Below are 26,155 nucleotides of genomic sequence, written 5' to 3'. Positions count from 1 at the left end.
CAGTGGCACAGTTATCGCATTATTTATCGCATAGTCGCTTTGCAACCGAACGCGAAAATTCACCGCTTACGAGAATTCTTCTGAAAAATTAATCTCAGATTTTTACGGTTGAGTTAGTGAAAAATAAAAGCGTTGTACACGGTGATATTGCTGACCTAATTGAATTTTTGATGGAATACCAAAAGCGTATTGCGCTTCGCTATCACCCAAGACGCATAGGTTTCGATGGAAATAAGGCATTAGTCTTAAGCCATAAATAGGGAATGAAAATGTTTAAGGAAACTGGCGCAAGGTCAATGACACTTTATGAGTTGTTGGGAAAAATGCAGCCTAAAAACACCACCGACGTCATGGCGTTTTCCGAGTTCTGGAATGCAATGGAAAAAAGGGGATTTGGCCCCATGTTGGCTCTGCCTGCGTTTATTGCGGCAACGCCCATAGGGGCTATTCCTGGTGTACCCACCATTACCGGTGTGACAATTTTACTGATAGCAATGCAAATTTTACTCGGTCGACGTCATCCGTGGCTTCCCGCTACCATTATGAAAATTGAAATGGATGCAGAGCGAATAGAATTTTTGGTAAATAAAATGAAACCTGTGGCGGTGCGATTTGACCGTTTCTTAATGCCGCGCTGGTTTTTTATGCGCCAACCTGTGTTCCGTTCGCTTATAGCACTAAGTTGTGCTGCGTGTGGTTTGTTGATGGTGCCACTAGAGTTAGTGCCCTTTATGGGCTTAATACCAGCGTTTGCTGTATTGATTATGGCTATTGGTATGGCAACGGATGACGGCGCAGTAGCACTATTTGGGCTATCTATCGCCTTATTTGGATTTTTATACGGTGGCCAACAGATAGCGCTAGGTATCGGCTAAGGCTGCTGGGTTTTTATTATTAGGTCAATGCGTTACGTAGAGCTTCGCGATAAGTAAATTGCTATTGCCTACGTTACCTTTGTATAGACTCTACGCATTGTTCAAGCATGCCATCGGCAGAAGGAAGCTGCATCGATTGATATCTAAGTTCACCGATAAAGCTTCTGGCTGCTGGTCCTAAGCCATCACCATCCTCAAATGTGAGATAAAGCATTGCGCGGCGTAAACCGCCATTGCTACCAAGAGGTAGTGGTACCAATAGCCCTTCTTCTAATTCTTTTTTAATAATAGCGATAGGTAGCCAAGCAAATCCAAGTCCTTGAGAAATCATATCTACCGACGTTCTAATATGGCTAACCGTCCAGCGCTGCTCGGCGCCAAGCCAACCAGCATCAACTTTACGCTCAGCAGATGAGTCTCTTACCACTATTTGACGATGTGACTTTAAATCTTCTAGTGTTAAGGCGCGGTCGAGTGCGTGCAGAGGGTGATCAACATGTGCTACGGCAGCAAAGTCTATTTCGCACAAATCTTCACTGAATCCGCCGGGGTAGGGGAAGGGTGATATCGCAATATCCACATTGCCACTATCAAGCAAAGAGTTTGCGCCGCTCAACACAGTTTCTTCAATCTCGATACGTAGCAGAGGAAATTCATCAGAGACTTTACTCAATACATTATAAAGTAAATCGGATGGAAAAATGATATCAACGGCGATACGGAGAAGGGTTTCGGTTCCTGCTTGTAAGCTAGCCGCTACCGCTTCTAATTTCTGGGCTTCATTTAAAACGAACGCCGCTCGCCGATACATTAACTCCCCTTGAGGGGATAGCTTTACCTTGCGCCCACTGTTTTCAAACAGTACAACGCCAATAGCATTTTCTAACTTTTGAACCGCGTGATGTACACTAGACTGGCTCTTATGCACTAATGCGGCAGCTTGATTGAAGCCTCCAGCATCTACCACTGCCTTAAACATGCGCCATTGTTCTAATGTAGATTTTAACATCCGCGAGCTCTAATCGATTATTCCGTCACTGTATAGTGCGGTTATACCACAAGCTGCCTGAGGCTGTCAGCGCTTATGCGTCGGTGGCTTGCTTAATATCGCCTATTGAACAGGTTACTACGCTCACGTTGTCATACCCCATGTGCATTAGCTGTTCGGCAGCTAATTTGGCGCGAATGCCTGAGGCGCAATGAATATAGATGGGAAACTTGGCATCTTTACATTTTTCGATAACCTTCATCTCAAGTATGCCACGAGGAATATTTAATGCTGCTTCCACAGGGCTAGATGCTGCCTCTGCGGGTTCACGAACATCAAGTAATAAACCGTGATTAGAAGATATTTCCTGCATCGCTTCTTTCGCTGTTATACAACGAAGGGGAAAAGGGATATTGGCAAGTCTAGTAGTGATATCGATTAACATTTAAGCACCTTGAAGAATAATGATGAGTTTACTATATAAGGAAATCGCTATATTTTCTACCACCTACTTTCATTATATATTTTATAAAAAAGTGACATTGAGTTTTGGCGTTCGCTGCTATAGTAGTATACTTTAGTATAAGGTGGCGGGTTGGTATCCTGTCTACGTAAATTTATAAGTGAGTTGTTATGACTGATAATCTTGCCGTTGATAATCTATCTGTTGATACGAGTGAAATGGCTCAATATACAATGGAAGCCGAGCTCTATCTAAAGCAGTTGGCGAATAAAACCCGTTTAATGGTTTTATGCTCTTTAGTGGACAAAGAGTTATCTGTTACTCAGATGTTAGACCATGTAGACGTTTCTCAGCCTGTGATTTCTCAGCATCTGGCACTATTAAGAGAGTCTAAAATGGTGGCTACACGCCGTGACGGACAAACTATTTACTATCGACTAGCCGACGAAAGAGTGAAACAAACCATCGGTTTGCTTCACAAGTTCTTTTGCGCTCAGAATGATTAACCTAGTTTCATTTAAACAGAGATTACTTAAATCTAAGTTATTTAAAGGTAGTTAACCGCTAGCGCTCGACAGGCACTCTACCTCGCTAGACAAGTTTCGCGTTCGCTATTAAAGCCTCTATGTATGCAGCGTCGCCTAGTTTATCAAGGTCAACCTCCGGTCTAGCCATCAATCCCTCATGGGTTAGGTCGACAGAGACATTATGGGAAGACCAATCAATACTCTTGATGTCTGATGGCAGTACCGCGAGCTTTTTACCACCCGGTAGCCAATTGTTTGTATCTACCACTAGCATTTGAATTTGCCAGCTTTCAATATCAAACACAAAATCGCTAATGTGCCCAACGTTATCTTCTTGGGTTGCCACTTCGTAGCCACTGACCTCGCCGCAAGCTCTTAAGTGATTTTCAGGTTTATTGTCTAACTCTTCTTTACCCATAGCGGCTAACTCAGGATCCGCTAGCTGATTAGGGTGAGCGAAATCGCCCCACGCACCAGGACCAATCCAGTAATAGCCATAGCCAAAGTAACGAAATAGTGTTTCTTCGAATTCTCTAGAAACCGGTTTGTGTTCGTCAATAGATGGGCTATTTTTAAGCGTGTCTGAGGTCATGGAAACATCAACGGTTTCTTCTTCCTGATCCAATCGGGTGATTGAAATAGGTGATATCACCACTTTCCTGCTAAGTGGAAGCCATGTATTCGTATCGGCAACTACATATCTAATGACAAAATCTTTATCGTCAAAAAGTATATCTCGTACGCCGCCTATGTCCTTATCGGTAGCATGAATTGAAAAATGTTTAATTTGTTTATATGACACCATCATCGCTGCGCCTCCTTTGCCTTCAGGCTTGGGTAATTCATTAGATATTGTTCTACTATTTCTCAACAGCGTGGTTTGCGTAAAATAGCAATTTCACAAAGCTAAGTTATTAATATAGAACCATCTGTTAGAACATTACAAATATGCAAAGATTTGTTCGGACGCAATCTAGATATGGATCAACAAAGCGGCAAAAAGCGAGGGAAATATCACAAGTAAAAGCAACCAGCACGATTTCCACCGAGCTGGTTATACATAAATCGAACGCAAAATTACGCTACGTCAAATGCTTCGTCACTGTAATCTTCATCGTAGTCTGACTGATTACTCGCAGCGGTGCTATGCAACGTGTAGAAGTGCTTCTTGCCTCGAGATAAGCGTACATACTTGGCCCAGGTGCGCTCAATAGTATTGTCAGCATCCACTTTACCACTAACAAAATCTACAAAATGACGCTCATCATCCGTCTCTGGTGTTAACTCTCCGCATTCCAGTGCCAGCAGGGTTTTTCCATAACCGGTTAGTATATCTGCCTCACCAATACTGAAATCGCCAGATTTTCGAAAGCCATAAGGAAATTTTTGTCTATCTATAAAAGGTTTTTGAGAAACGCGAATTGATAAATTTTTCATGGTTGTACCCAGCATTGAGTTGTCTTCAAGCGAACTTTTAAGACAAAAGAATCAGAACATAAAACAAAACATTTTTTCCTTATCAATAAAAAATTTTGTTGGAAAACACAAAGTGTAAATATGTACGAATTTATGGGGTGTAAAAAGTGTATTTTTCCAAAGATATTTTCTTCTATTTTTATCTAAGGCCATGAATAAGATATAATTTTTTATTTTTTGGATTCGGCAGTGAAAAGGTGGCTGGACGTGGGGGAATTGAAGGGATGAAGCGAAATACGTGAATGAAACCCACTATAAAAAATTATTGTCGCAACGATGATAAAAATTCGTTTTCTATTTTTGGTGCCAAGACAATAATGACGACGTGGCAATAACCTAGAGATAGACATGAGTAAAGACTATCGTTACCAAAGTGAAGAATTGGACTCGGTAGAAGAGGAAGACTTTCACACCAAGAAGGTGGGCACAAAGCGCCACCAAAGCGTAAAAAACAAACAAAATCGTGACTTACAACGTCGAGAGAAACAGCGCCGTTTAATGCACGAAGGTAGTTAATACGCTTCTTAGTTGAAAATAAATACAACGCACTGCTTTTATAGCAGTGCGTTGCTGTGCTTTTGTGTTTACATGCCGTATCATCTGTGACAGTTTACAATCACTTATTTATCGGTTTTGTAAGAAGCATGGATATACGCTTTCTCACCACATTTATTGAAGTTGCAAAAACCCGACATTTTGGCAAAGCAGCTGAAAATCTCTATTTAACGCAATCTGCGGTAAGTGCGCGGATCAAGTTGTTAGAAGAATACTTTCATACCACGCTTTTCATACGCCAGCGCAACAGTATTCAGCTAACCCAATCTGGTGAAAAGCTGTTGCCGTATGCGCGTCAGCTATGCAGCACGTTAAATGAAGCCAAGCAAGAACTGCAAATTCAATCTTCTGAATACGTAGTGTGCGGGGCAACGCAATTAGCCAGTGAATTAATGCTGCCAACCACCTTAAGTCACCTTCACAATACCTTTCCCGACTGGTCTGTTAAAGCAGAAGTACTCTCACTTGATGGGCTGTCTCGTCAATTACACGAACGGGTAACCGATTTGGCGTTTTCAACCGAGCCGCTCAAGTCAGAAGAAGTTAAAAGTGAAGTGTTATTAGAAAACCAATTAGGGTTATACCGAATTGGTGAAGGTAGTAATGTGGTAGACGCGGCAGAGTTTGTCGCTATTGACTGGGGTAGCAAAGCCAGAGATTTGTTACTGACGTTATACCCTCAGCTTCGTGATGCTAAACTGCGTACGAACTCACTCAATTTAGCCCTTAATAACCTACAATATGAAGGTGGTGTTGCTGTACTCCCTGAAGGAGCGGTAAATCAACTTGATCCAACTATCGCAATTTCACTAATACAGCCTTTAGAAGGTATCACCATGAAAGTTTACCTTCACACCATGAAACAAGTTAGGCGTGTAGGGCTTGAAGCCTTAATTACAAGTGTATCGGCCATACACCCAGCCAAATAGCAAAGAGAAAATTATGACGACTCAACACCCATTATTACAAATGAATGCGTTCGAACGCTTAGAAGCCAGCGTTGAACTAATTAAAACCTCGGGCAAGCTTTTCATTCTTAAAGATGAACATGGTTGCGTGATGTTAACGACAGACGATGAAGATGGCATTCCTGTATGGCCAGAATCATCTCTTGCTTTGCTGTGGGCAACTGAAGATTGGTCAGACTGTGAAGCGATGGAAATCTCAACTAAAGACTTTCTTACCAAATGGGTGGGCGGCATGACACAAGACAATCTTACGGTTATGGTTTGTCCGGTACCAGGAGAAGAAGGCGAAGTGATGGAACCAGAGGAATTTGCACAGCAAATTTAATGATCCCATCATTTGCTTCTAGCGTTTCAATATTAACGGATTATCATGATTGAAGAGGAGCTACCATGTTTACTGAACAACCGACTATGAGCAGTTTGTTTGAACAGTTAGGGCTAGCTAGTAGCGATGAAGCGATAGAAAGTTTTATTGAAACGCACAAAGGCTTAAATAAGAGCCAACATATTTTCGAAGCGCCGTTTTGGTCTGAAAGCCAAGCGGATTTCTTGAAAACGGCTATCGAAGACGACGCTGATTGGGCTGAAATTATTGACCAACTCAACGTACGTTTGCACTAGTCGCCTGATGCTAAATCATTAATTCTCGATTCTAGGTCGGCAAGGGTGGCTTTTACTTGAAGTAGAGCCGCCTTCAGTGTTTCAACGGTATCGGTATCGTCGTCTGTGCTTTCACTGGCACTGCTGTTCTCACCTAGCTGACAAAATGTGTGGTTATAGCGTATCTCTCTTTTACCAGACTCTCTTGGTAACGAGTAAATAAGCGCATCCGGCTGGTAAGCAAGTAAGCTGCTGATGGTTGCCTCTACGTCACTGATGTCAGCAAATTGCGCTAATCGCTGGCACCGCCCTCGCAATTCGCCAGGGGTCTGCGGCCCTCGAAGTAAAAGTTCGGTGATAATGGCTTGCTGATGGTCGCTAAGTTTTATGTCGCCGAATTCAGTATTACAAAAACGGTGGGAATATTTGTCTACTCGGCTACCATAGCCAGATGAAGCTTGAACAATTCGTTTACCTTTCAATCCATCAAGTATTTTAATGACTTCGTCTTCAGTTAACTGGGTGACGGGCAATCGGTTACTTTTTTGGTTACATCCATTGGTGAGTGCATTAAGGGACAAAGGGTATTGTTCAGGCGTAGTCACTGACTTTTCAAGTAATACACCAATAACACGTGCTTCCATTTCAGATAACGTCGTGGTCATGATAAATATTCGGTCTTTAAGTATTTACGTATGAAAGTATAGTAACAACTCTCATGGAAGTTTTATATTCTAACCTGAAAGCAGTTAAAGGAGTGGTTAAGGTTTGATAACGCCGAAAAAAGAGGAACTTTGGTTTTTACCCTTAGGGGGAACTGGGGAAATAGGCATGAACCTGAACCTGTATGGGCATGACGGCAAGTGGTTAATGGTAGATTGCGGGGTATCATTCGACGAACCGCTTATTCCGCCTTATCGCTATTCTGGCACAAACAAGCAAACCCATCATAGGGTAGTTGCACCAGATCCCACCTTCATTGCAGCACAAAAAGAAAATATTGCCGGTATTGTTATCACTCATGCGCATGAAGATCACGTGGGCGCATTGCCCTATCTGTGGGCGCGGTTTCAGTGCCCCATTTATACCACCTCTTTTACTGCCGAAGTGTTGCGCCGCAAACTTGCACAAACAAAATTGATCAATAAAGTACCTATAGTAGAGATAGCTTCTGAGCAAACGCTGACACTAGGGCCCTTTGATGTTAGTTGGTTATCGGTAACCCATTCGTTGCCCGAACCATATGCGTTAAAAATAGCCACATCGGCGGGCACGGTTTTACATACTGCCGACTGGAAAATTGACGCCCAGCCAATTACCGGTAAGCCTTTTGATAGTAATACCTATCGCGCCCTAGGGGAGGAAAGTATTCTTGCCATGGTGGGAGATTCTACCAATGCAACGAAAGCGGGTTTCTCAATATCTGAACGCAATTGCTACGACGGTCTGTTGAGTACAATTAAACCTCTGCAGGGCAGGGTAGTCGTTACGTGTTTTGGGAGTAATATCGCGCGGCTAATTACCCTTGCTAGGGTTGCCCAAAAAACAGGGCGTTACATCGCACTGTACGGTCGTTCCCTCATCAATATGTACAGCATTGCCCGCCAGCAAGACATTTGGCCAGTAGATTTGCCAGTAGCTGATGCGTTTCACTTAGGGTACTTACCACCAAATGAAGTGCTTGCCGTGGCAACGGGTAGTCAGGGCGAGAAAAATACAGCACTTTCTCGAATTGCTAACGACAGCCACCCCCATTTACAGTTAGATAAAGGCGATACCGTCATTTATTCTGCTATTGCTATACCAGGTAACGAAGACAGTATTAAGCGAGTAAACGGTGTGCTTAGTGCTAGAGGTGTTAAAGTAATAATGAGCGAAGACAGCCAACTGCCCATTCATGCAAGCGGTCACCCGTGCGCCGAAGAGCTTAAACTCATGTATCACTGGGTAAAACCTCAAATTGCTATTCCTGTACACGGTGAAGAGGTTCACTTAAAAGCCCACGCGATGATAGCTAAAGAATGTGGGGTGAAAAAACACTACGTGGGGCAAAACGGTGATTTGTATCGCCTAGCACCTCAACCAAGTATTCGGCGGCAAGTTATTAATACTGGGCGAGTTCCTGTCCAACAAGACTAATGAAGTTAAACGGAAGCGAGTCTCAGTAACTTAATGGTACTGGCTGCAATTTACTCAAACATTCTGATACACTATAACAAATAATAATAACGATTCATTCAAACGAGTTGTCATGCGCTGGTACCTAATCTCAGTTTTATTTGCTGTTTGTTTCGTTAGCACTGTTAGCTACGCTGAGTCTCCCCGTCTTTCAAATCCCGTATTTCAATCGCTGTCCACTAAAAATGGGCTTCCACAAGACGTTGTCAACGATATCGCGATAGATGCAGATGGCTTTGTATGGATAGCCACTGATGGCGGCGTAGCACGTTGGGATGGCGTTAGAACAAAAATCATAAAAGGCCCGAACGATCTTTTCGTTAATGCATCTATAAACAAAATTAGTTTAGAAACTGACAAAGCATTATGGATAAGCACGTACGCGTCGGGTGTTTTCCGTCTTGATTTCGACACCCAAGCCATCACCAAACAAGTGGCGTTGCCTTTTTCTACCCAAGAAGATTGGTTTCAGGATGTGAGTCAGTTTTTTTGGCAAAATGAAACTACCTTATTCATTGCCATGCCTGAGCAAGTCGTTCGTTTTGACACTAACACCATGTCTTACGAGACAATCTTCACACTTAGTGACGAACTGATTGCTCAGCGGCATTTCATTCGAGATATTATCGTTGTAGACAACTGGCTGTTACTGGCTACTAGTGATGGATTAGATGCCTTCGATTTATCCAATGCCGATGCAACAGCTATCCCCGTTAGATACTTAAACGGGATTGAACCCGATGTAGATAACCTAAACACCAAATTTCTGATGCACGACGCACAAGGTAGAATTTGGCTAGGTACGGTTAATGGGTTATTTCAGACAACGAAAGGTGAGTTGTTGTCGCATATTGTTAGTGGTAAGCCCTCGGGATTCCAGCGAGTAGTGAGAAGCCGCAACATTTGGACGATGGAACAACGTGACGATAATGCATTTTGGTTTGGCACCAACGAAGGTCTTTTTGAGTTACAACTTAGCCAAAACAAGTGGGTGGGTGAACACATCCTTGAGCCACATAACGGCAGAACAGAACTCTCTAATAAACGCATTCTTGATATTGAAACCGATTATGCCGGTAATCTCTGGTTAAGTTCGGTCTATGCGGGGGCACTGTATTTTGGTGTGAAAAGCGCCGAAATTTATGCGATTCAAAACAATCGAAATGACAAGAGTACCGCGCTAAGCGACAGTGTGGTTTGGTCTTTAGCGCAAACTGATAAGGACGTCTTGTGGATTGGTACCGAGAATGGGCTGAATCGATTCAACCTAAATACGCGCACATCAGAACAGTTCATTACCTCTGATAGTGAATTCGTCGCCGAGAGAGAGTGGCTAATCGAAAAGTTAGTTCCCGCAGGCGATGGAAGGTTGTTTGTGCAAACATACATGGGTATTCGGTTGTTCGACCCCAGCACAGGGAAATTGACCATACCACCATTGCAATCATCTTTTGATAGCGATGTGTTCAATGCATGGAACTCGAGTATTACCATCGGTGCTGACGGCGACTTATATTTTGTTGGTAATCATTACTACCGCTATAACTTAGACGCGCAAAGGTTAGATATTATCGATTTGGACGAGGATATCTTCGATATCAATTTTTCCATTGGCTTCTTAGGTGCCTCTCCTTATCACGATAATCGTCTGTTTCTCGCCATGGTTGGCGGTTTATGGTTGGTCGACCCAGTTACCCTAGAGCACGAGTTGGTATATCGCTTTTCAGAAAAACAACGAGCGAATGAACGGTCGATAACGTCGTGGGTTATCGATAACACAGGTGTGCTGTGGCTCGCCTTTAGCGGGTACGGGTTATTAGGTGTAGATGCTGATACCTTTGAGCCGCTTTACAATTTAAACGAAAGTAATTTGTTGCTCTCTAATATCGTTTACGGTCTACAAAAAGACAGTAATGGGGACATTTGGTTTAGTTCGCATTCTGGGTTGCACAGATATTCACCAGCCTCAGCCCAAGTGCAAAACTTTATTTATGGCCGCGAATTATCGGTGTCAGAATTTAATCAAGGTGCATCACTTGAGCTCATAGATGGGCGACTCGCCTACGGCTCTACTTCCGGCGTCGTGGTGTTCTCACCCGCTTTGCTGAAACAGATAGGCAACAACTCCAATCTTATTTCCAGACAGACCGCAATTACAGACGTTAGCGTAGATTCCCGGGAATTACGGCTTCCACTGGGTAATCTAAACGGACAGAGTATCACTTTGGATTATCAAGATTACGGAATGACCATTCACTTTTCATCCTTGTCGATGAATGGAGTGGGTAAAGCAAAGTATCACTACACCTTATTACGCAACAACCAAGTGGTTAGTGATGGTGTGTCAGAAGACGATAAAATTACCTTAACTAACTTAGAGCCAGGTCGTTATCGGTTCACAGTGGGGCCATTGGCCAGCAGTGTGGAATATAACGTTTTACCCGCCACTATAACGTTTGAGATGCCCTATGTCCCGTGGCGGTCGCCCTTTGCTTATGCAGCGTATTTCACCTTAATACTGCTGATGATTATTGCGTACGTGGTTTCACGCCAGCGTCATCTATTTCGACTTCAAAAAGCGCAGCAGCAAGCGTTGCTTTTTAGCGATGCGTTTCGACAAACCCGCGACTGGGTACTTATTTTTGATAAAAATAAAGTGCCTGTAGCTGCAAACCCTGCATTTGAAAACGTATTTAATTTCAACACCAAAGAGTCTCTAGACAAGCAAATAGATAGGCTTTTCACCCGTTATCCTACATTAGAATGGCAGCTATCTGGCAAGCTCTCTGAGCTTAAAGGGGGAGAGTTCTGGAAAGACGAAGCGGTTATTGAAGGTGCTGATACAAAACAGTACGACGTTCTTATAGACATCAGCGCGGTTAAAGGGAACGAAAAAGATGAGCAAGCTGATCATTATCTACTTGTGGTGTCTGATATTACTGAACAAAAAAATGCAGAACGTAAGCTGTTAAAGTTAGCTAATTACGATAGCCTAACCGGCTTAGTTAACCGCAGCTTACTGTTGGACAGACTAGAACATGCTATTGCTGGGGCGCGTCAACAAAGTGCCCATGTAGCAGTGTTATTTGTCGATTTAGACCGCTTCAAAGGTATTAACGACTCACTTGGTCATGATTATGGCGATAAGCTACTTAAAGTCGTGGCGAATAGAATGCGTAACCTAGCATCTGATGCAGGTACTGTAGCGCGTTTGGGCGGCGACGAGTTTGTAATCGTCATTGAAGACATGGAAACCACGGATGGGCTAACCTCCTTTGTGGCACAGTTAATCGAGTCGGTTGAAACACCTATCTCGCTGGCTAACGAAGTGCTTCGAGTGTCATGCAGTGTGGGTATTGCCTTTTACCCCGACGATGCCACAGAGCCCGCCGAACTTATTAAGCAAGCTGATGTGGCCATGTATTCTGCAAAGAAAGACACGCTAAGTGGCTTCACATATTTCACAAAAGACATGAACGATAGGGCTAAACAAAGGCTCATCACAGAGAACTTAATAAAACGGGCTTACTCTGAAGACAGTTTTTTCAATTGCTACCAGCCAATCATTAATACCCATGACAAAAACACGGTAGGGGTTGAACTTTTACTGCGTGGTGAGCTTGATGGTAACCCCATTTACCCTGACGTCTTTATTCCTGTACTAGAAGAGCTAAGGTATATCATTGAAGTCACTCGAGCGGCGATGCGCAGGGCTGCCGAAGACCTTGCTACATGGTATGAAGACGGCTTCACCGGTTTCGTTTCAATCAATTTATCCGCCCTTCATTTTAAAACCGAATTTGATTTAGAAGGTGTTTTTTCGTTACTAAAAGAATTCAATCTGCCAAAAGAAGCGTTTCGTTTTGAAATTACAGAAGGTGTGTTGATGGATGATAGTGACAATGCGCTGCGTCAAATTGAGCGCTTTGTTGATGCAGGTTTTATTCTAGCGTTAGATGATTTTGGCACTGGCTACTCGTCGCTAAGTTATCTTAAACGTTACCCACTATCGGTACTTAAAATTGATAAAAGCTTCGTTGACGATATGGCGCCAGGCAATGCGAATGATGCTTTGGTAACCACCACTATAACCCTTGCTAGTAGCTTAAATATGCTGAGTGTTGCTGAGGGTGTAGAAACTCAAGAGCAGGCGTTAAGTTTGTCTGAGAAAGGATGTGTTTTACACCAAGGCTACTTTTACGCTAAACCTATGCCTAGCAGCGAACTATTCCCCTACCTGAATAAAAAATGGTGAGTGCATTTTGCTGATTAAGTGCATTGTTAACTTTTAAAGTGATGAGGAGATGCGTGTTTGCTTAAAATTAACGCGTATTAGATCATCATAGAAGTTAAGTCTAAACTATAAGAAATCTAAATTTCAGGCGCTATGCCACGTCATTCATCGCATGAAATGTAAACGTCCGTTTAAAAAGCTTGTTATTCATCTGAAAATAAGGCTTATTAGAGATCTGTGAAATGATTGTAAAAATAAGCTACATTATAACAACATATGAGTGACCTATGCCGCTAGACATGACAGCAAATGCAAACAGCACTGAAGTGATTAAATCGCCATTAAGTATGTTGTACCACTGGGAACAAACCAGTGGGGACGACGTTTTCCTTACTCAGCCTGTTAATGGTGAATATCAAAATTATACGTGGAAGCAGGTGGGTAACCTAGCTCGCCGCGTGGCAAAACGCCTTGAAGAAATGGCATTGCCTGCGGGTAGCCGTATCGGTATTTTCTCGAAAAATTGTGCCGAATGGTTCATTACCGATTTAGGTATTATGATGGCAGGGCACGTCTCCGTGCCAATTTTCTCTACTGCTGGCCCTGATACCGTACAATACGTCCTCAAGCACGCCGACGTTCAATTATTATTCGTAGGCAAATTAGATAATACTGCAGAGCAAGTAGCCTCTATTCCAGCTGAATATAATACTGTTGCCTTTCCTTATCCGAATATCGCTACTAAGCAGCAATGGAAAGAGTTTATCGATTGTTCGCCAATAGATGACTCGCCTGTTCAAGATATGAATAGCATCATGACAATTATTTATACGTCAGGCAGTACGGGTCAGCCGAAAGGGGTAGTACATAGTTATTACACTATTTGTTGGGCTGCACAGCAATCGTTAGAGCAACTTAACGTCAACCGTGACGATAGGCTTCTAAGCTATCTTCCTCTTGCTCACATCACCGAACGTGTACTGGTTGAATTGGCAAGTTATTACAGTGGTGGCAAAATTCACTTTGTTGAAACGTTATCGTCGTTCCAACGTGATGTACTTCACTGCGAACCTACCTTGTTTATTTCTGTACCTCGCCTTTGGACTAAGTTCCAGATGGGCGTGTTGGCTAAAATGCCACAGAAAAAGCTCGATACCTTACTGAAAATTCCTATTATTAATAAGCTGGTAGCGAAGAAAGTACGTAAAGGAATTGGTATCGACAGCGCGCGATTATGGGCCAGTGGTTCAGCACCATTAGCGCCTGCCGTTATCGAATGGTTCGCTAAAATTGGTGTGTATATCTCGGAAGGTTGGGGTATGACGGAAAACAGTGCCTACGGTACTAGCAGCGTACCTTTCCGCCACGACAAAATTGGTTGTATCGGTAAAGCTTATGATGGCGTTGATGTTCGCATTTCAGAAGAAGGTGAGATTCAGGTTAAAGCGCCTTGTAATATGCTGGAATACTACTTAGAACCCGATAAAACGGCAGAAGTTTTTACTGAAGATAAGTACCTTCGTACGGGCGATAAAGGTGTTATTGATGCAGACGGTTACGTTAAAATTACTGGCCGATTGAAAGATATTTTCAAAACAGCCAAAGGTAAATACGTAGCACCCGCACCTATTGAAGCTAAATTCATGGAAAACCCAATTGTAGAGCAGGTATGTGTTACGGGGAATAACTTGCCTCAACCTGTCGCCTTGTTGGTATTAAGTGAAGAAGCGCAGAAACATGATAAGGCAACTGTTGAAGCCAGCCTTAAAAAGACTTTCGAACACATCAATGTGAAGCTAGAGAGCCATCAGGTTATGGATCGCGTAGTTATCATGAAAAATGAGTGGAGCATTGAGAACGACTTACTTACCCCTACACTTAAGGTAAAACGTCATGTGCTTGAAGAGCGCTTTGATATTGTTATTCAAGGTGAATACAAAGAAAAATTAGTATGGGTAGATGCTTAACTTATCAGTTTAGCAGCATCAAAAATAACAAAGCCGAGCACATGACTATGCTCGGCTTTTTTGTAGGTGCTGTTAGGTAAAGCGCAACTAGCATTAAGTCATTTAGGTTACGCAGTGTATCTTGCTTGAAGCCCTTTATACACGTTGTCACTGAAACTGGCGTCAGACAGGTTCAAGTCATTCATGACTTCCACCAAATGTTCGTTGTCTTCGCGGCCTTGCCACTCTTTTTTGTATGTGCCTTCTTTATAACCGTTATCTTGACGGAAGAAGTTTAAAACGTTTTTGCCCACGTACTGGCGATAAAGTTCATCGGCATGCATATCGCACTGCTCAACAATTTCCATGAAAAGCGGCACACTAAAACGTTTAGCGGCACAAAGCCCTGTCATCAACTCTAAATTGTCTAGCAGCGACTGTTGTTTGGGGTGGTAGTCGTTACCGTCGAACGTCACGGTAACATCACCTAAAGCCAATTGTGCGGCAATGCTTTCAGCAGCAGTACTGACTTCACCTTCAGAATCGATGATGCAAGCAGATAGAGCGAAGTGCCAAATATCAACTAATTCCATTTGCAGTTGTGGCAAGTCTTTTTGCTGTGCTTTCCACCATTTCCAGCCGTGGTGCTCAATAGCTTCAACGGATTCCACCATGGCTGCTCGTAAGTAACCGTAGCCTGCGTTAATCCAATCGGGATTAACTTTTGTGTTCATTTTATCTTGCAGCGCAAGCATGGTGGCAAGTTGTTGTTGTGTAAGCATTATTATTCCTAAAGCTAAGTCTCTATCAAATTAAGCATTTGGTTGCGTTATGCTTAATTTCTAATTGAGGAAATTGTACTGCAATGCGAAGAGTCAGTGAATGTTTATTGATGACTTATTTAGCTTAAATCCATTGCTGGTTCAGGGGGGCAGTCGCTCGTGTAGTGCCTGATAGAAGCTTAATTCATGGTGCATAAATGGTGCATCTGCACCATTAGTAACCTAAGGAAAGACTTATATAAATTATAGGTTTGATTAACTTGTTGTTTTAATTAAGAATAAAAGTTGGCACTTAACCTGCAAAATCAATTTTGTTAACTGTGTTATGCAGTAGCGCTAACGTGAATGAGCGCCAGGCAACGTTTATTCACGTTGCTACTGGGTAACCCGTAAACCTTACCCATACAGGTTTTTCGTGTCCTGAGGCCTGTATGGGTTTTTTTCTTTTTTTTGTCTGTCCTTATTAGCCATCTACTAAACACCATCCCGTAATAATATCGCTTAAATCTGTTTAATTTCAGCTTACCTATTCATTGAATTACGATACACTCATTATCATAACGCCCGCTGAATACGACAAAGGATTTTCCGATTGCTCGCGCTTTATCCATCGAACAAACTTGAACACCTCAGCTTCCTTCTTACTACGCTAATCAAGCATCAACCTAATGGTGTTTTTACCCCTGAAACGATATTAGTTGAAAGCCCTGGTATGCAGCATTGGGTAAGTATGCAACTTGCCAAAGAGCAGGGCGTGGCGATGAATCTTGATTTTCCTTTGCCGGTTCGATTTATGTGGAACACGGCAAGGCTGGTGTTGGGTAAAGATAAAGTGCCTAAGCAGTCGCCTTATCGACGTGAAGTCCTCGTCTGGCGCATTGATGCACTTTTACTGGAGGCATCGGGACTAGAGGGATCAGGACGAGAGACATCTCTGCAATCGATGGCAGCGTTCGAGCAAGTTAATAAGTACTGGTTACAAGCGGGAAGTGAGCAAGAGCAGGGCGTACAACGGTTGCAATTGGCAACGGCGCTGGCCGATGTGTACGAGCAATATTTGTTATATCGTCCAGATTGGTTGTTTGCATGGGAAGAAAACCAGCGTAAAACCAATGATGAATCTGAAATTTGGCAAAGTGAAATATGGCGCCATCTAGCCAAGCAAGAACCTTTACATCCTGCACGACTGCACCAACTCACCCTGACTGCGTTAAATAACGGCGATCATCTAAAAAGTGGTGATAACGAATTACCCAAACGTATTGTGGTGTTCGCTATAAACACCATGGCGCCGCAGTTAATTGCCTTTTTTGATGCATTAGCGGCGCACATTGATATTCATATTTTTCATCTGAACCCAAGTGTGAATTATTGGGGCGATGCGAAAAGCGATAGTGAACTCGCAAGGCAGCTGCGCATAGATGGCCTAGAGAAATGGATGCAGCAAGACCAAAGTAACCCGCTATTAGGTAATTTGGGCCAGCAGGGCAGAGAGCTTTTTAATTTGCTCACCGATTTAGAGACGTTTGAAGTTAGTGCCTTCGACGCGCCTATTCCTGCAGATAGTGAAACGGGTGAAACGTTACTATTGAACCAAATTCACAACGATATATTGGAAGCGTTACCTGCTATGCCTTTCGCAAGCATACAGAGCACAGAACCAGACACCACCGATAACGCTGACGACAGTGTTACCATTATGTGTACGCATTCGGCGCTACGTGAAGTTCAGGTGTTGCACGATCATTTACTGCACTGGTTATCGCAAGACTCATCGAGAACGCCATCCGATGTGCTGGTGATGTGCCCGGCGATAGAAAACTACGCCCCATTTGTTGATACCGTATTTCATAGAGTGGGAACCAAACCCTTAGGGGGCAATGGGCCTGTACGCTTGCCATGTTCTATCGCAGATAGAAGCCCCATGGATGCAGAGCCCCTTATTGCTGCTTACATGACGCTACTTCATTTACCTGACAGCCGTTTTGGCGTATCAGATATCGTGGATTACTTACAACTTGATGCGGTTCAAAAGCGCTTTAGTATTGCACAAGACGATATTGATCAAATGACGGTATGGCTTAAGCAAGCCCATATTCACTGGGGATTAAATGGCAGCCACAAAGCCAATGTATCGGCAGGAGCCACCCATGAAAACACTTACAGCTGGTGGTGGGGAATTAAGCGTTTATTATTAGGTATGTTAGCGCCAGATAGCGAAGGTGTTATTGACAACATGCTGACCATCCCTGACGTGGAAGGTCAGTCGACGGTAACGCTAGGTAAGCTTATCCATGTTATTGAGTTACTAGGGAAGTTTGCCACTGAGCTTAATACCCCGCGAAGTCCGAATGCATGGGGTGCCGATTTATTAGCACTGCGTGATACCTGCTTTACGCCAACCAAAGAACAAGAACACAGCTGGGATCTTATTGCTAAAGTTGCCGCTGATTTGTCTGCTCGATGTGAAGAAGCCGATTATACCTACGATTTAAGTTTGCGTCAGGTGCGGGAATTACTGTTAAGTCGATTCTCCTCTCCTGATGCGGGTAACCACTTCATGACGGGGCAAGTCACGGTATGCTCCATGCTACCTATGCGTAGTATCCCGTTCAAAAAAGTGTGCATATTAGGGCTTAATGACAGCGAGTTTCCGCGTAAGTCTACGCCGTTAGGACTCGATTTAATGGCTGGACCTGATAGAAGAGTGGGCGATCGTTCGCGTCGTTTAGAAGACAGGTATCTTTTTTTAGAAGCGATTATTTCGGCCAGAGAAAGCCTGTATTTAAGCTATCAAGGCAACGATGTAAAAAATAACAGTGAGCGTCAGCCCAGCCTAGTGTTAGGCGAATTTCTCGATATGTTAGACACCGGCTATCAAGTAAACATTGATCATTATTTAAAACATGCCCCGTTGCACCCGTTTAGCGAAAGTGCTTTTACCGGCACACTTCCAAGCTATGAAACGGGTTGGTTGCGTCTAGCCCAATCACTACGTGACGCCGCTACCAGTGCTCCCAACAATGACACCAGCAAAGAAAGCAGCGAAGAAGCTGGGGAACAAGAACATTCACTCGCGCCTTTAGCGGTAGACAGCACACCTGAAAATACCAGCTTTCAGTGTATGCAAGTGGCACGAGCGTTTAGCGACCCACTAGCGTTCTTTTCTCAGCAGCGATTGGGGGTAAATTTATCCCAATCGGTGACTTTGCTAGACAATAGCGAACCTTTTGAAACCAACGCACTAGTACGCTACCAAGTACTCGATGCTATGTTTTCTTCCAGTGCTTCATTTGATGATGCTAATGCAGCAACCCTTCAGCACAGCGATAGGGTAGTGCAATTCGCCGCGCTTCGTGGTGACATTCCCAATAACCCGGTGGCGCAAGAGGAGCTTGAGCTGTGGAAGGAAAGCGCGGTAGCTCTTACCCAAGCGATGGGGCCTCATGATGCTGAACCCAAACGGGCGCAATTTGCAGGCAACCACTTTACGTTTACCGCGAGTGCGCTTGAAGGTGGAAACAGCTTGATGCAGCCGTGCGCAGGCAAGGTGAATGACATTAGAGCGTTAGGTTACTTTATGACACAGCTTGTGTTTAGCGCAAGCGATGAAGTAACACCCTATACACAATACCCGCTAGATATCTTTTACTGCGATTGGGTAAAAGGTGAAACTAAGCTAATGAAGCGTAGCTTTCCGTCAGTAGACAAAACCACAGCCTGCCAAATTTTACTAAGTATTGAATCATTGTTTGTTGACGTATTGAGCGCCCCAACGCCCGTATATAGCTCATTAATGAGTGCGGTAGTCAGTGGCACAAAAAAATCCCCCGGAACTCTTCTGGCAAACAAAGTCACCTTACCCACATTTCTGGCAAGCCTTGGCGACCACGATATAGAAGATAGTGAAAGTGTAGATAAAAACGGTGGTGTTGGTACTGGAAATGTTGTTGATACTGAAGACACAGGTGAACCCGGCAAGTCGCTAGTACCCGATATACGTGCATTTTTTGCCAGTGATGATGCCGAGCGCATACTCAAAAATTGGCTTCAGTCATCAGGGCAATTTACTGCTGATATCGCGAGTAACCCTTATGTTAAATGGTTATTCCCTGATGGCGTGAGTTGGCATGATATGCCAACCACACACGCATTTTTGTTGTTTGCTTTGGTGGCTAACATTTCATCACAGGAGCAGCTATGAGCTTGTCTAACCGTGAAGCATCCACAAGTGCTTCGCAATTGCTAAATGTGCCAGCCATGCCTCTTAAAGGAAGGCATTTAATTGAAGCCAGCGCGGGCACGGGTAAAACCTATAACATCACGCGTTTGTACTTACGCTTATTGTTAGAGAAAAAACTTAATGTAAAAGAGATTTTGGTGATGACCTTCACCAAAGCGGCCACCGAAGAAATTAAAGGCCGTGTAGCCAAAACGCTGCGAGAAGCCACCGCGTTTTGGGAAGCCTGTTTAGACGTTGATGACATTCATAAAGCTAGTGCCAGTGCTGGAGATGGCAGTACTGGAGATGACAGTGCTTGTAGTGATAGTGCTGGTAATGATAACGCTAGTAACGACAATGAAGATTTAAAGGAAAACGCTGACCTAGCTGCGCTATTAAATGGTGCCGATCCTGTCTATGCCCACCTCTATAGAGCCTGTTCACCGAAAGACAGTTTGGCCCTGCTAAAAGCTGCGCAATTAGAACTTGATGATGCGTCTGTCTTCACTATTCATGGCTTTTGCCAGCATGTGATTGGGCAATTAGCGTTTAATAGTGGCTTTGCAATGGCGCTGAACTTAAGTAAAGACACTAACGATCTCTATTTGCAAGCGGCGCAAGATTGGATAAGAAAAGTCTCCCAAAATGAAGACGACTTCATGTTGTTGGCGGAACAAGGCTGGCATGTGCCAGACAACCTATTAAATGAATTCTCCTCAAGCGTAAGAAGCGCGCTTACGCCGGTTTTGCTAGATGAAGAAACCATAGAAAAAGCGTTTATTGCTGGCCTGCACGAAAACGAGAGTACAGCCCCTGCACAGTTTACGTTTCATTATAATAATATTGTGGATAACGAAGCGCTTATTCACGATCAACTACTTAAAAAGCCTGATCATAAAGCAGTGCGCACGCCTGAACTTGCTGCACTCAAATCTTGGCTTGAAAGTGGTGAATATGAGCCGCTACCGGCAGAAGGAGGCGCGTTTCTTGATGGCCGCCGGTTTGGTAGAAATAAGTCTGGGGTAAAAGAAATTCTTGCACCCATTAAAGGCTTTGCCGATGCAATATTAGCAGCATGCAAAGACAAGCAAGATAACCTCGATAAAATTCCTGTTTTTACTCTGGTTAACGACGCCATTAGCTTTATTAAAACCAATGTGGCGGCGCAAAAGCAGCAACTTGGGGTTATCGACTTTGACGACCTTATTCGTATGCTCGCCGATGAAGTGGTTAAGCCTGATAATAGCTTAGTACCTGAGCTTAGAAAGAAATTCCCCGTTGCCTTAATTGATGAATTTCAAGATACCGATGCCAAGCAATACGCTATTTTAGATGCGGTCTATCCCAAAGCATCGGTTCACGATAGTGATGTTAACGCCAAAGAAGATACGGGCATCGAAACAGGTGCTGGTAATTCGAAAAGCGATAACGCGCTTCTGATGATTGGCGATCCCAAACAAGCGATTTATCGCTTCAGGGGCGGCGACATATTTACTTATTTAAAAGCAGGCCAGCAGGCCGATTACCGCTGGGTAATGAACACCAACTGGCGTTCGGTCGCCGGTATGGTGAAGGCCTATAACCGGTTGTTTTATGGCGCGCCGGTTCCGCAAGCGCCCGTAACACAAGCGCCTAGCCCTAGAGATGTGTTCGGCTTTAATATTCAATACAATCCAGTTGAGTTTACATCCAAAGCCGCGGCAGCAACCCATCCACTTAACGATCCTAATGACGAACGTGATGCAATGAATTACGTGAGCTTCAGCTTAGATGAAAAAAGTGATGCGAATACGCTACGCCGTGGTTTAGCGCAATGGATAGCACAAGAGATTTACCGCTTATTTAACGAGGTGACTTTTGTCGATGAAAAGGAGCCCACTAAACCCGCTAGACCGGTTAAACCTGCCGATATTGCCATACTGGTAAAAAACCGTAATGAAGCTTCCGTTATTAAATATGTATTACAGCAACAAGGCTTAGCCTGCGTTTATTTAAGCGATAGAAGTAATTTATTTGCCACCCCCGAGGCTAAAGATGTACTGCGCCTGCTTAATGGTGTGTGGCATAACACTGATACCAGTAAGGTTGCCTCAAGTTTAGCTTCACCTTTATGGGGGTACACACCGCAAACCCTCGTTAATTTGTTATATCACGAAGACGATGCGCTATGGGATGAAGCCTATGACAAGGTTACCTCACTACGTGATATGTGGCTTCAAAAAGGCTGCATGAGCGTATTGCTGCACTTAATGCAAGAGAACTACACGCCATATGGTTCAGAAGTAGAGCGCGCGCTTACTAATTACCAACATTTAGCGGAAACCTTAGAAAAAGCGGGGGCAACCCATCAGCGGCCCGAGCAATTACTTGATTGGCTACACAAGCAAATTCATCAGCCTGAAAGTGATGAAGAAATGACGCTAAGACTTGAAAGTGACAGCCAGTTAATACGCTTGGTTACCCAGCACGGGTCTAAGGGCTTAGAGTACCCCATTGTATTTGTTCCCTTTGCTACGGGTTACCGAGACCCAGCGAAAAGTGGAAAGTCGTACTCGCAAATATTCACCTATTACGATGAACAGAGCCAAGAATTGCAGCTGCAATTAGGGCGCACCAATACGGCAATTGAACGAGTACGCAAAGAGGGCGACGCTGAAGAAATGCGATTGGCTTATGTAGCCGTTACCCGTGCGGCTCATCGCTGTTATATGGGCGTATTACCACTAGACGGGCATGAAAAAAGCGCCTTGGCCCACGCCCTTAACATCAATGACGATGAAGGTCGTGATTGGGTAACCATGTTAGACGCGATTGCTCGTGAACCCGATGCTCACGCTACTCACATTAGTGCTGATTCGATGGCGCATGAGTACTCAAGCTTTGACAGCACAGAAACGGTTGTCCCCTTAGCTACGCTAACGTTTGCAGGTACAAGCAGCGAAGATTGGCGCTTATATTCTTTCTCGGCCATTAGCCGCATGACGGTGATGTCAGCCGCACAAGCACCAAAAAATGTTAACCAAACAGTACCCAGCATACCCGTTATGCAAACCGTACGAGACGAAGAGATAACACTAGATGATGGTTTTGAGGTTACCTCTGCTGAGGTTGTTTCTCAGAACCAAATACGCTTTACGCTACAAAAGGGGGCTAGCGCAGGTAATTTATTGCATGACTTACTTGAGCTAAACGACTTTTCTGCGCCTGAGTGGAATGAAAATGGCGCTGAGCTTGCCGTTCGATTTGGCTTAGAAGCATCGCGTACAGACGATTTGTATAACTGGTTAGACGAAGTGCTGGCTACGCCATTGGGTACAAAGCAGTCGCCGAGTCATTTAACATTATCAGACCTTTCACTACCGCAAACCCTTCGGGAAGCGGAGTTTTACTTTCCCATGAACGAAAGTAAATGGAGTGAACTAAAGCACATATTATTCGAACATAGAAAGTCTGTAGCAAAGCAGCTTGCACTAGATAACAGTGGCGAATCGGCCACAATTTTGCCTACAGCAGAGCCTGTTCCGTCTTTAATGATGTCGGCACTTGAAGGCATGATGCACGGGTTTATCGACTTAATATTTACCCATGAAGGTAAGTACTATGTTGCCGATTATAAATCTACGTGGCTAGGCGACAGTGTGTCTCACTATATGCCTCAAGCATTAAATGCTAATAATCAGCACCATCTATATGACTTGCAGTACTTAATCTATTGCTTAGCACTGCATAGATACTTAAAGAATGTCATTGCCGACTATACGCCCGAAGCGCATTTTGGAGGCGTGTATTATTTGTATTTGCGAGGCATGCACCCAAGCAATACGAACGGGGAGGGCGTCTTTTTCACGCCCATAGATAGCGCAACGCTACAAGCATTGGATTGCTTATTTTCAGGCTCAGAGATTGCGCCAGAGATTGCAGACGAAGGCATCGACGACAAAGAAGAACAAAAAGAACCTTCAGGAAAAACGGTTTCTAGCGAAGCGCTTTCAAACAAGCAATCCTCAGATGACCCGTCGCCCGATGCAGTGCAAGGGGAGTTGGACTTATGATAAATAGTCACGAGTACTTAGAACAACTTTTCGGCATTGAAGCTATCGATCGTTTTGTGGCACTGGAGTTCGCGAATTGCGAAAGTCTAACCGACGCTGAACAGGTCATTTGGTTACACCTGCTGGTGACGCTGTCATTTATGCAGCGCAGCGGTCATAGTTGCTTGTTACTCACTGAAGTCGCGGGAACTCGGTTGTTTGTTGAGCCCTCTCTTGAATTAGAAGCCGAATTAGAAGCCGAATCAGAAGCTGAACTAGAAGCCGAATCAGAAGCCGAATTAGAAACTGAATTAGAAACTGAATTAGAACTGGAACAAGAAATCGATTCTGATTCACAACTTTGGACCGAAGCTGAGCCCCAGTCTGCTCAGGTATTGCATTTACAACCTGAACCTACAACATCAGATTCAGTTACGTCATCTCGTAAATTAGGCTACAAATTTCCCGGCCTTACCGAAATGATCAGTGTAATTAAAAAGGCACTGGGCAGTGAAAAGGATGACAAAAATAACAAGATATCCCCACTATTTGTGTATCAATCAGGCAAATTGTATAGTCGGCGCTACTATAACTTTGAACAAGAAATAGCCGCCAGTATCGCTGATCGAACTCATATCACAGCGCTAAGTGAAGACGGGCTATCACGGGTTAAAGCCCTGTGGCCAGCAATGTTTCCAACCAACACCATTGATGAGCAAGATTGGCAACAAGTTGCGGTGGCCAAAAGTTTAGTGCAACAATTTAGTGTTATTAACGGTGGCCCTGGTACAGGGAAAACCTACACCGTACTTAGGCTGTTATTAGCGCTTCAAGCGTGTAACCAGAATGAACGCATAGTACTAGCCGCCCCAACAGGTAAAGCGCAGCAGCGCATGACCGAGTCTATTGTAAGTAATTTGGAAACCTTACGGGGTAAGGTGGATGACAAATTATTAGACAGTGTACCTACTGATGCGGTCACATTGCATAGGTTGTTAGGCCTACGTGAACACACCATCGCCACACGCTATAATCAGCACAACCCGCTAATGCTTGATGTGCTTATAGTGGATGAAGCGTCCATGGTCGATTTGGCGCTCATGGCTAGAATTATTCGCGCTCTACCGCCTCATGCGCGTTTGTATTTTATTGGAGATGCCGATCAACTGCCTGCTGTAGAGCTGGGGAATGTACTTGAGCAACTTGTGCACGATAGCGAAGAAGCAGAGTATGCCGAAACGGGTATATCTGAAAATAACCTAGGCGCAGTGACTAGCGAACTACGTCAGCATATCGCCACCCTCTGCCCACATCTGCCTTTACTTCCGCTTAACGAAAATGCCAAAACCTGGGTGCATACCCTTCAAGCACCTCAGCGATTTAAAGGGCAGGTAGCTGAAGTCGCCACCGCTATTCAGGCAGGAAAAAGTAAACAGGCGCTTGATGCTATGCATTCAGATGTTGCCACCGAAAAGCTACTCACAGAAAACGCTCCCAGCCAAACGCCTAGAAGCCCTAGCGAAAAAAACCATTGGCTACAAGACGGTGTATTTATTCAACCTGAAAGTAAGTTCACAACCAGCGCGTTAAAAAAGTTAGCACAAGAAAGCTACGAACCTGTGTTTCAAGCGCAAAGCGCGAAAGAAGCCCTTAGTATGCTCAATCGCGTGCGATGGTTGACCCCGGTCCGAAAAGGCGACATGGGTGTAGAAGGGTTGAATGCCCTGGTGTTCGATGCGATTAAACACAATATCAAACGCCGCGAAGGTTTTTTCTACCAAGGCCAGCCCATTATGATTGTGAAAAACAATCATCCACAGCGCTTATCAAATGGTGAGGTGGGTATTATCTGGCCTGACCTTAATGGAAAGCTATTGGCTTGGTTTGAAACTCAAGACGGCAACCTACGTTCAATTTCGTTATCTCGGGTTCCTGCGTTTGAAACCGTATTTGCAATGACAATACATAAATCGCAGGGCTCAGAATTTAAATACGTGGTGTTATTACTGCCTAAACCGGAAAGTGAAAAAGCCGCAGGGTTGTTTCATCGAGGCTTAGTGTACACTGGCCTAACGCGGGCGAAAGAAGGGTGTTTGATTATAGCGAACACCACCACATTTAGCGCTATGGTAGAACGGCGAGATAAGCGTTTTTCAGGTTTGTCAGAAGCGATTAAGATGTGTGTTTTAGAAGGTGAATAACGTGTTGCTGTTTACCATTACAGTCCCAAAACAAACCGTGTAGCAAAAGCGGGCAACTCAAAAAAAGTAGCTGCAGTAGCTAAAAGCGCAGTCTTAGTAAGAGATACCA

Annotated in this window: 19 protein-coding genes; 13 read left to right on the top strand and 6 right to left on the bottom strand. The window is 44.0% G+C overall.

Annotation, left to right across the window (positions count from 1 at the left end):
- The first annotated feature begins 116 nt into the window (after window positions 1–116).
- Together ALT761_RS20640 and ALT761_RS12045 are read left to right on the top strand one after the other, a co-directional pair.
- A complete protein-coding gene (locus ALT761_RS20640; protein ID WP_172602884.1) occupies window positions 117–260 on the top strand; it encodes a hypothetical protein in 144 nt (47 codons plus the stop codon).
- A gap of 9 nt (window positions 261–269) precedes the next feature.
- On the top strand, window positions 270–875 hold the full coding sequence (locus ALT761_RS12045; RefSeq protein ID WP_129739001.1) for an exopolysaccharide biosynthesis protein: 606 nt from the start codon (window positions 270–272) through the stop codon (window positions 873–875).
- Between the two features lie 73 nt (window positions 876–948).
- Here ALT761_RS12045 and ALT761_RS12040 read toward each other — a convergent pair whose 3' ends face one another.
- Entirely contained in the window at window positions 949–1,884 is a 936-nt protein-coding gene (locus ALT761_RS12040; RefSeq protein WP_129738999.1) for a LysR family transcriptional regulator, read from the bottom strand.
- A 73-nt stretch (window positions 1,885–1,957) separates the two neighbouring features.
- The gene (locus ALT761_RS12035) at window positions 1,958–2,308 is read right to left on the bottom strand and encodes a rhodanese-like domain-containing protein (RefSeq protein ID WP_129738997.1); all 351 of its coding nucleotides are present in this window, start codon (window positions 2,306–2,308) and stop codon (window positions 1,958–1,960) included.
- Between the two features lie 188 nt (window positions 2,309–2,496).
- Here ALT761_RS12035 and ALT761_RS12030 point away from each other — a divergent pair, with 188 nt between their 5' ends.
- Window positions 2,497–2,832, top strand: a complete 336-nt coding sequence (locus ALT761_RS12030; protein WP_172602883.1) for an ArsR/SmtB family transcription factor — start codon at window positions 2,497–2,499, stop codon at window positions 2,830–2,832.
- A gap of 85 nt (window positions 2,833–2,917) precedes the next feature.
- Here ALT761_RS12030 and ALT761_RS12025 read toward each other — a convergent pair whose 3' ends face one another.
- Window positions 2,918–3,661 carry a PRC-barrel domain-containing protein gene (locus ALT761_RS12025; RefSeq protein WP_129738995.1) on the bottom strand — a complete coding sequence of 248 codons (744 nt, stop codon included), beginning with the start codon at window positions 3,659–3,661 and terminating at the stop codon, window positions 2,918–2,920.
- Between the two features lie 269 nt (window positions 3,662–3,930).
- Complete coding sequence (gene maoP / locus ALT761_RS12020) at window positions 3,931–4,290, bottom strand: DUF413 domain-containing protein (protein WP_126873397.1); 360 nt, start codon at window positions 4,288–4,290, stop codon at window positions 3,931–3,933.
- 387 nt (window positions 4,291–4,677) lie between these two features.
- On the opposite strand from maoP, the gene ALT761_RS20635 reads away from it, so the two are divergent.
- The 4 genes from ALT761_RS20635 (at window position 4,678) to ALT761_RS12005 (ending at window position 6,473) form a co-directional block, all read left to right on the top strand.
- Window positions 4,678–4,845 (top strand): hypothetical protein, encoded by a 168-nt coding sequence (locus ALT761_RS20635; RefSeq protein WP_172602882.1) that lies wholly within the window; start codon window positions 4,678–4,680, stop codon window positions 4,843–4,845.
- A 128-nt stretch (window positions 4,846–4,973) separates the two neighbouring features.
- Window positions 4,974–5,813, top strand: a complete 840-nt coding sequence (locus tag ALT761_RS12015) for a LysR family transcriptional regulator (RefSeq protein ID WP_013783680.1) — start codon at window positions 4,974–4,976, stop codon at window positions 5,811–5,813.
- Between the two features lie 13 nt (window positions 5,814–5,826).
- A complete protein-coding gene (locus ALT761_RS12010; RefSeq protein ID WP_057791259.1) occupies window positions 5,827–6,177 on the top strand; it encodes a DUF2750 domain-containing protein in 351 nt (116 codons plus the stop codon).
- Between the two features lie 65 nt (window positions 6,178–6,242).
- Window positions 6,243–6,473 carry a DUF2789 domain-containing protein gene (locus ALT761_RS12005; protein WP_013783682.1) on the top strand — a complete coding sequence of 77 codons (231 nt, stop codon included), beginning with the start codon at window positions 6,243–6,245 and terminating at the stop codon, window positions 6,471–6,473.
- Here ALT761_RS12005 and ALT761_RS12000 read toward each other — a convergent pair.
- A complete protein-coding gene (locus tag ALT761_RS12000; protein ID WP_129738993.1) occupies window positions 6,470–7,117 on the bottom strand; it encodes a YceH family protein in 648 nt (215 codons plus the stop codon). The genes ALT761_RS12005 and ALT761_RS12000 overlap by 4 nt on opposite strands.
- A gap of 166 nt (window positions 7,118–7,283) precedes the next feature.
- On the opposite strand from ALT761_RS12000, the gene ALT761_RS11995 reads away from it, so the two are divergent.
- The 3 genes from ALT761_RS11995 to ALT761_RS11985 all read left to right on the top strand — a co-directional run bounded on the left by ALT761_RS11995 (window position 7,284) and on the right by ALT761_RS11985 (window position 14,831).
- Window positions 7,284–8,591, top strand: coding sequence for a ribonuclease J (locus tag ALT761_RS11995; RefSeq protein ID WP_442858127.1), 1,308 nt, complete (start codon window positions 7,284–7,286; stop codon window positions 8,589–8,591).
- 112 nt (window positions 8,592–8,703) lie between these two features.
- A complete protein-coding gene (locus ALT761_RS11990) occupies window positions 8,704–12,885 on the top strand; it encodes an EAL domain-containing protein (protein ID WP_129738989.1) in 4,182 nt (1,393 codons plus the stop codon).
- A 266-nt stretch (window positions 12,886–13,151) separates the two neighbouring features.
- Entirely contained in the window at window positions 13,152–14,831 is a 1,680-nt protein-coding gene (locus ALT761_RS11985) for an AMP-binding protein (RefSeq protein ID WP_129738987.1), read from the top strand.
- A 107-nt stretch (window positions 14,832–14,938) separates the two neighbouring features.
- On the opposite strand, the gene ALT761_RS11980 is transcribed toward ALT761_RS11985, so the two are convergent.
- Window positions 14,939–15,592 (bottom strand): dUTP diphosphatase, encoded by a 654-nt coding sequence (locus tag ALT761_RS11980; RefSeq protein WP_129738985.1) that lies wholly within the window; start codon window positions 15,590–15,592, stop codon window positions 14,939–14,941.
- A gap of 592 nt (window positions 15,593–16,184) precedes the next feature.
- Between ALT761_RS11980 and recC the strand changes: the two genes are divergently transcribed.
- From recC to recD, 3 genes are read left to right on the top strand one after another with little or no spacing between them, the layout of a single operon-like run.
- On the top strand, window positions 16,185–19,796 hold the full coding sequence (recC, locus tag ALT761_RS11975) for an exodeoxyribonuclease V subunit gamma (protein WP_129738983.1): 3,612 nt from the start codon (window positions 16,185–16,187) through the stop codon (window positions 19,794–19,796).
- On the top strand, window positions 19,793–23,866 hold the full coding sequence (recB, locus tag ALT761_RS11970; RefSeq protein ID WP_129738981.1) for an exodeoxyribonuclease V subunit beta: 4,074 nt from the start codon (window positions 19,793–19,795) through the stop codon (window positions 23,864–23,866). The genes recC and recB overlap by 4 nt, the downstream gene beginning before the upstream one ends.
- Window positions 23,863–26,046 carry an exodeoxyribonuclease V subunit alpha gene (gene recD, locus ALT761_RS11965; protein ID WP_129738979.1) on the top strand — a complete coding sequence of 728 codons (2,184 nt, stop codon included), beginning with the start codon at window positions 23,863–23,865 and terminating at the stop codon, window positions 26,044–26,046. Before recB ends, recD begins: the two co-directional genes overlap by 4 nt.
- Window positions 26,047–26,155 lie beyond the last annotated feature (109 nt).

Origin of the sequence: Alteromonas sp. 76-1 (assembly GCF_900654235.1) — a bacterium.
Classification (GTDB): Bacteria; Pseudomonadota; Gammaproteobacteria; order Enterobacterales; family Alteromonadaceae; genus Alteromonas; species Alteromonas naphthalenivorans.
This window is presented reverse-complemented; position numbering and strand designations above follow the sequence as displayed.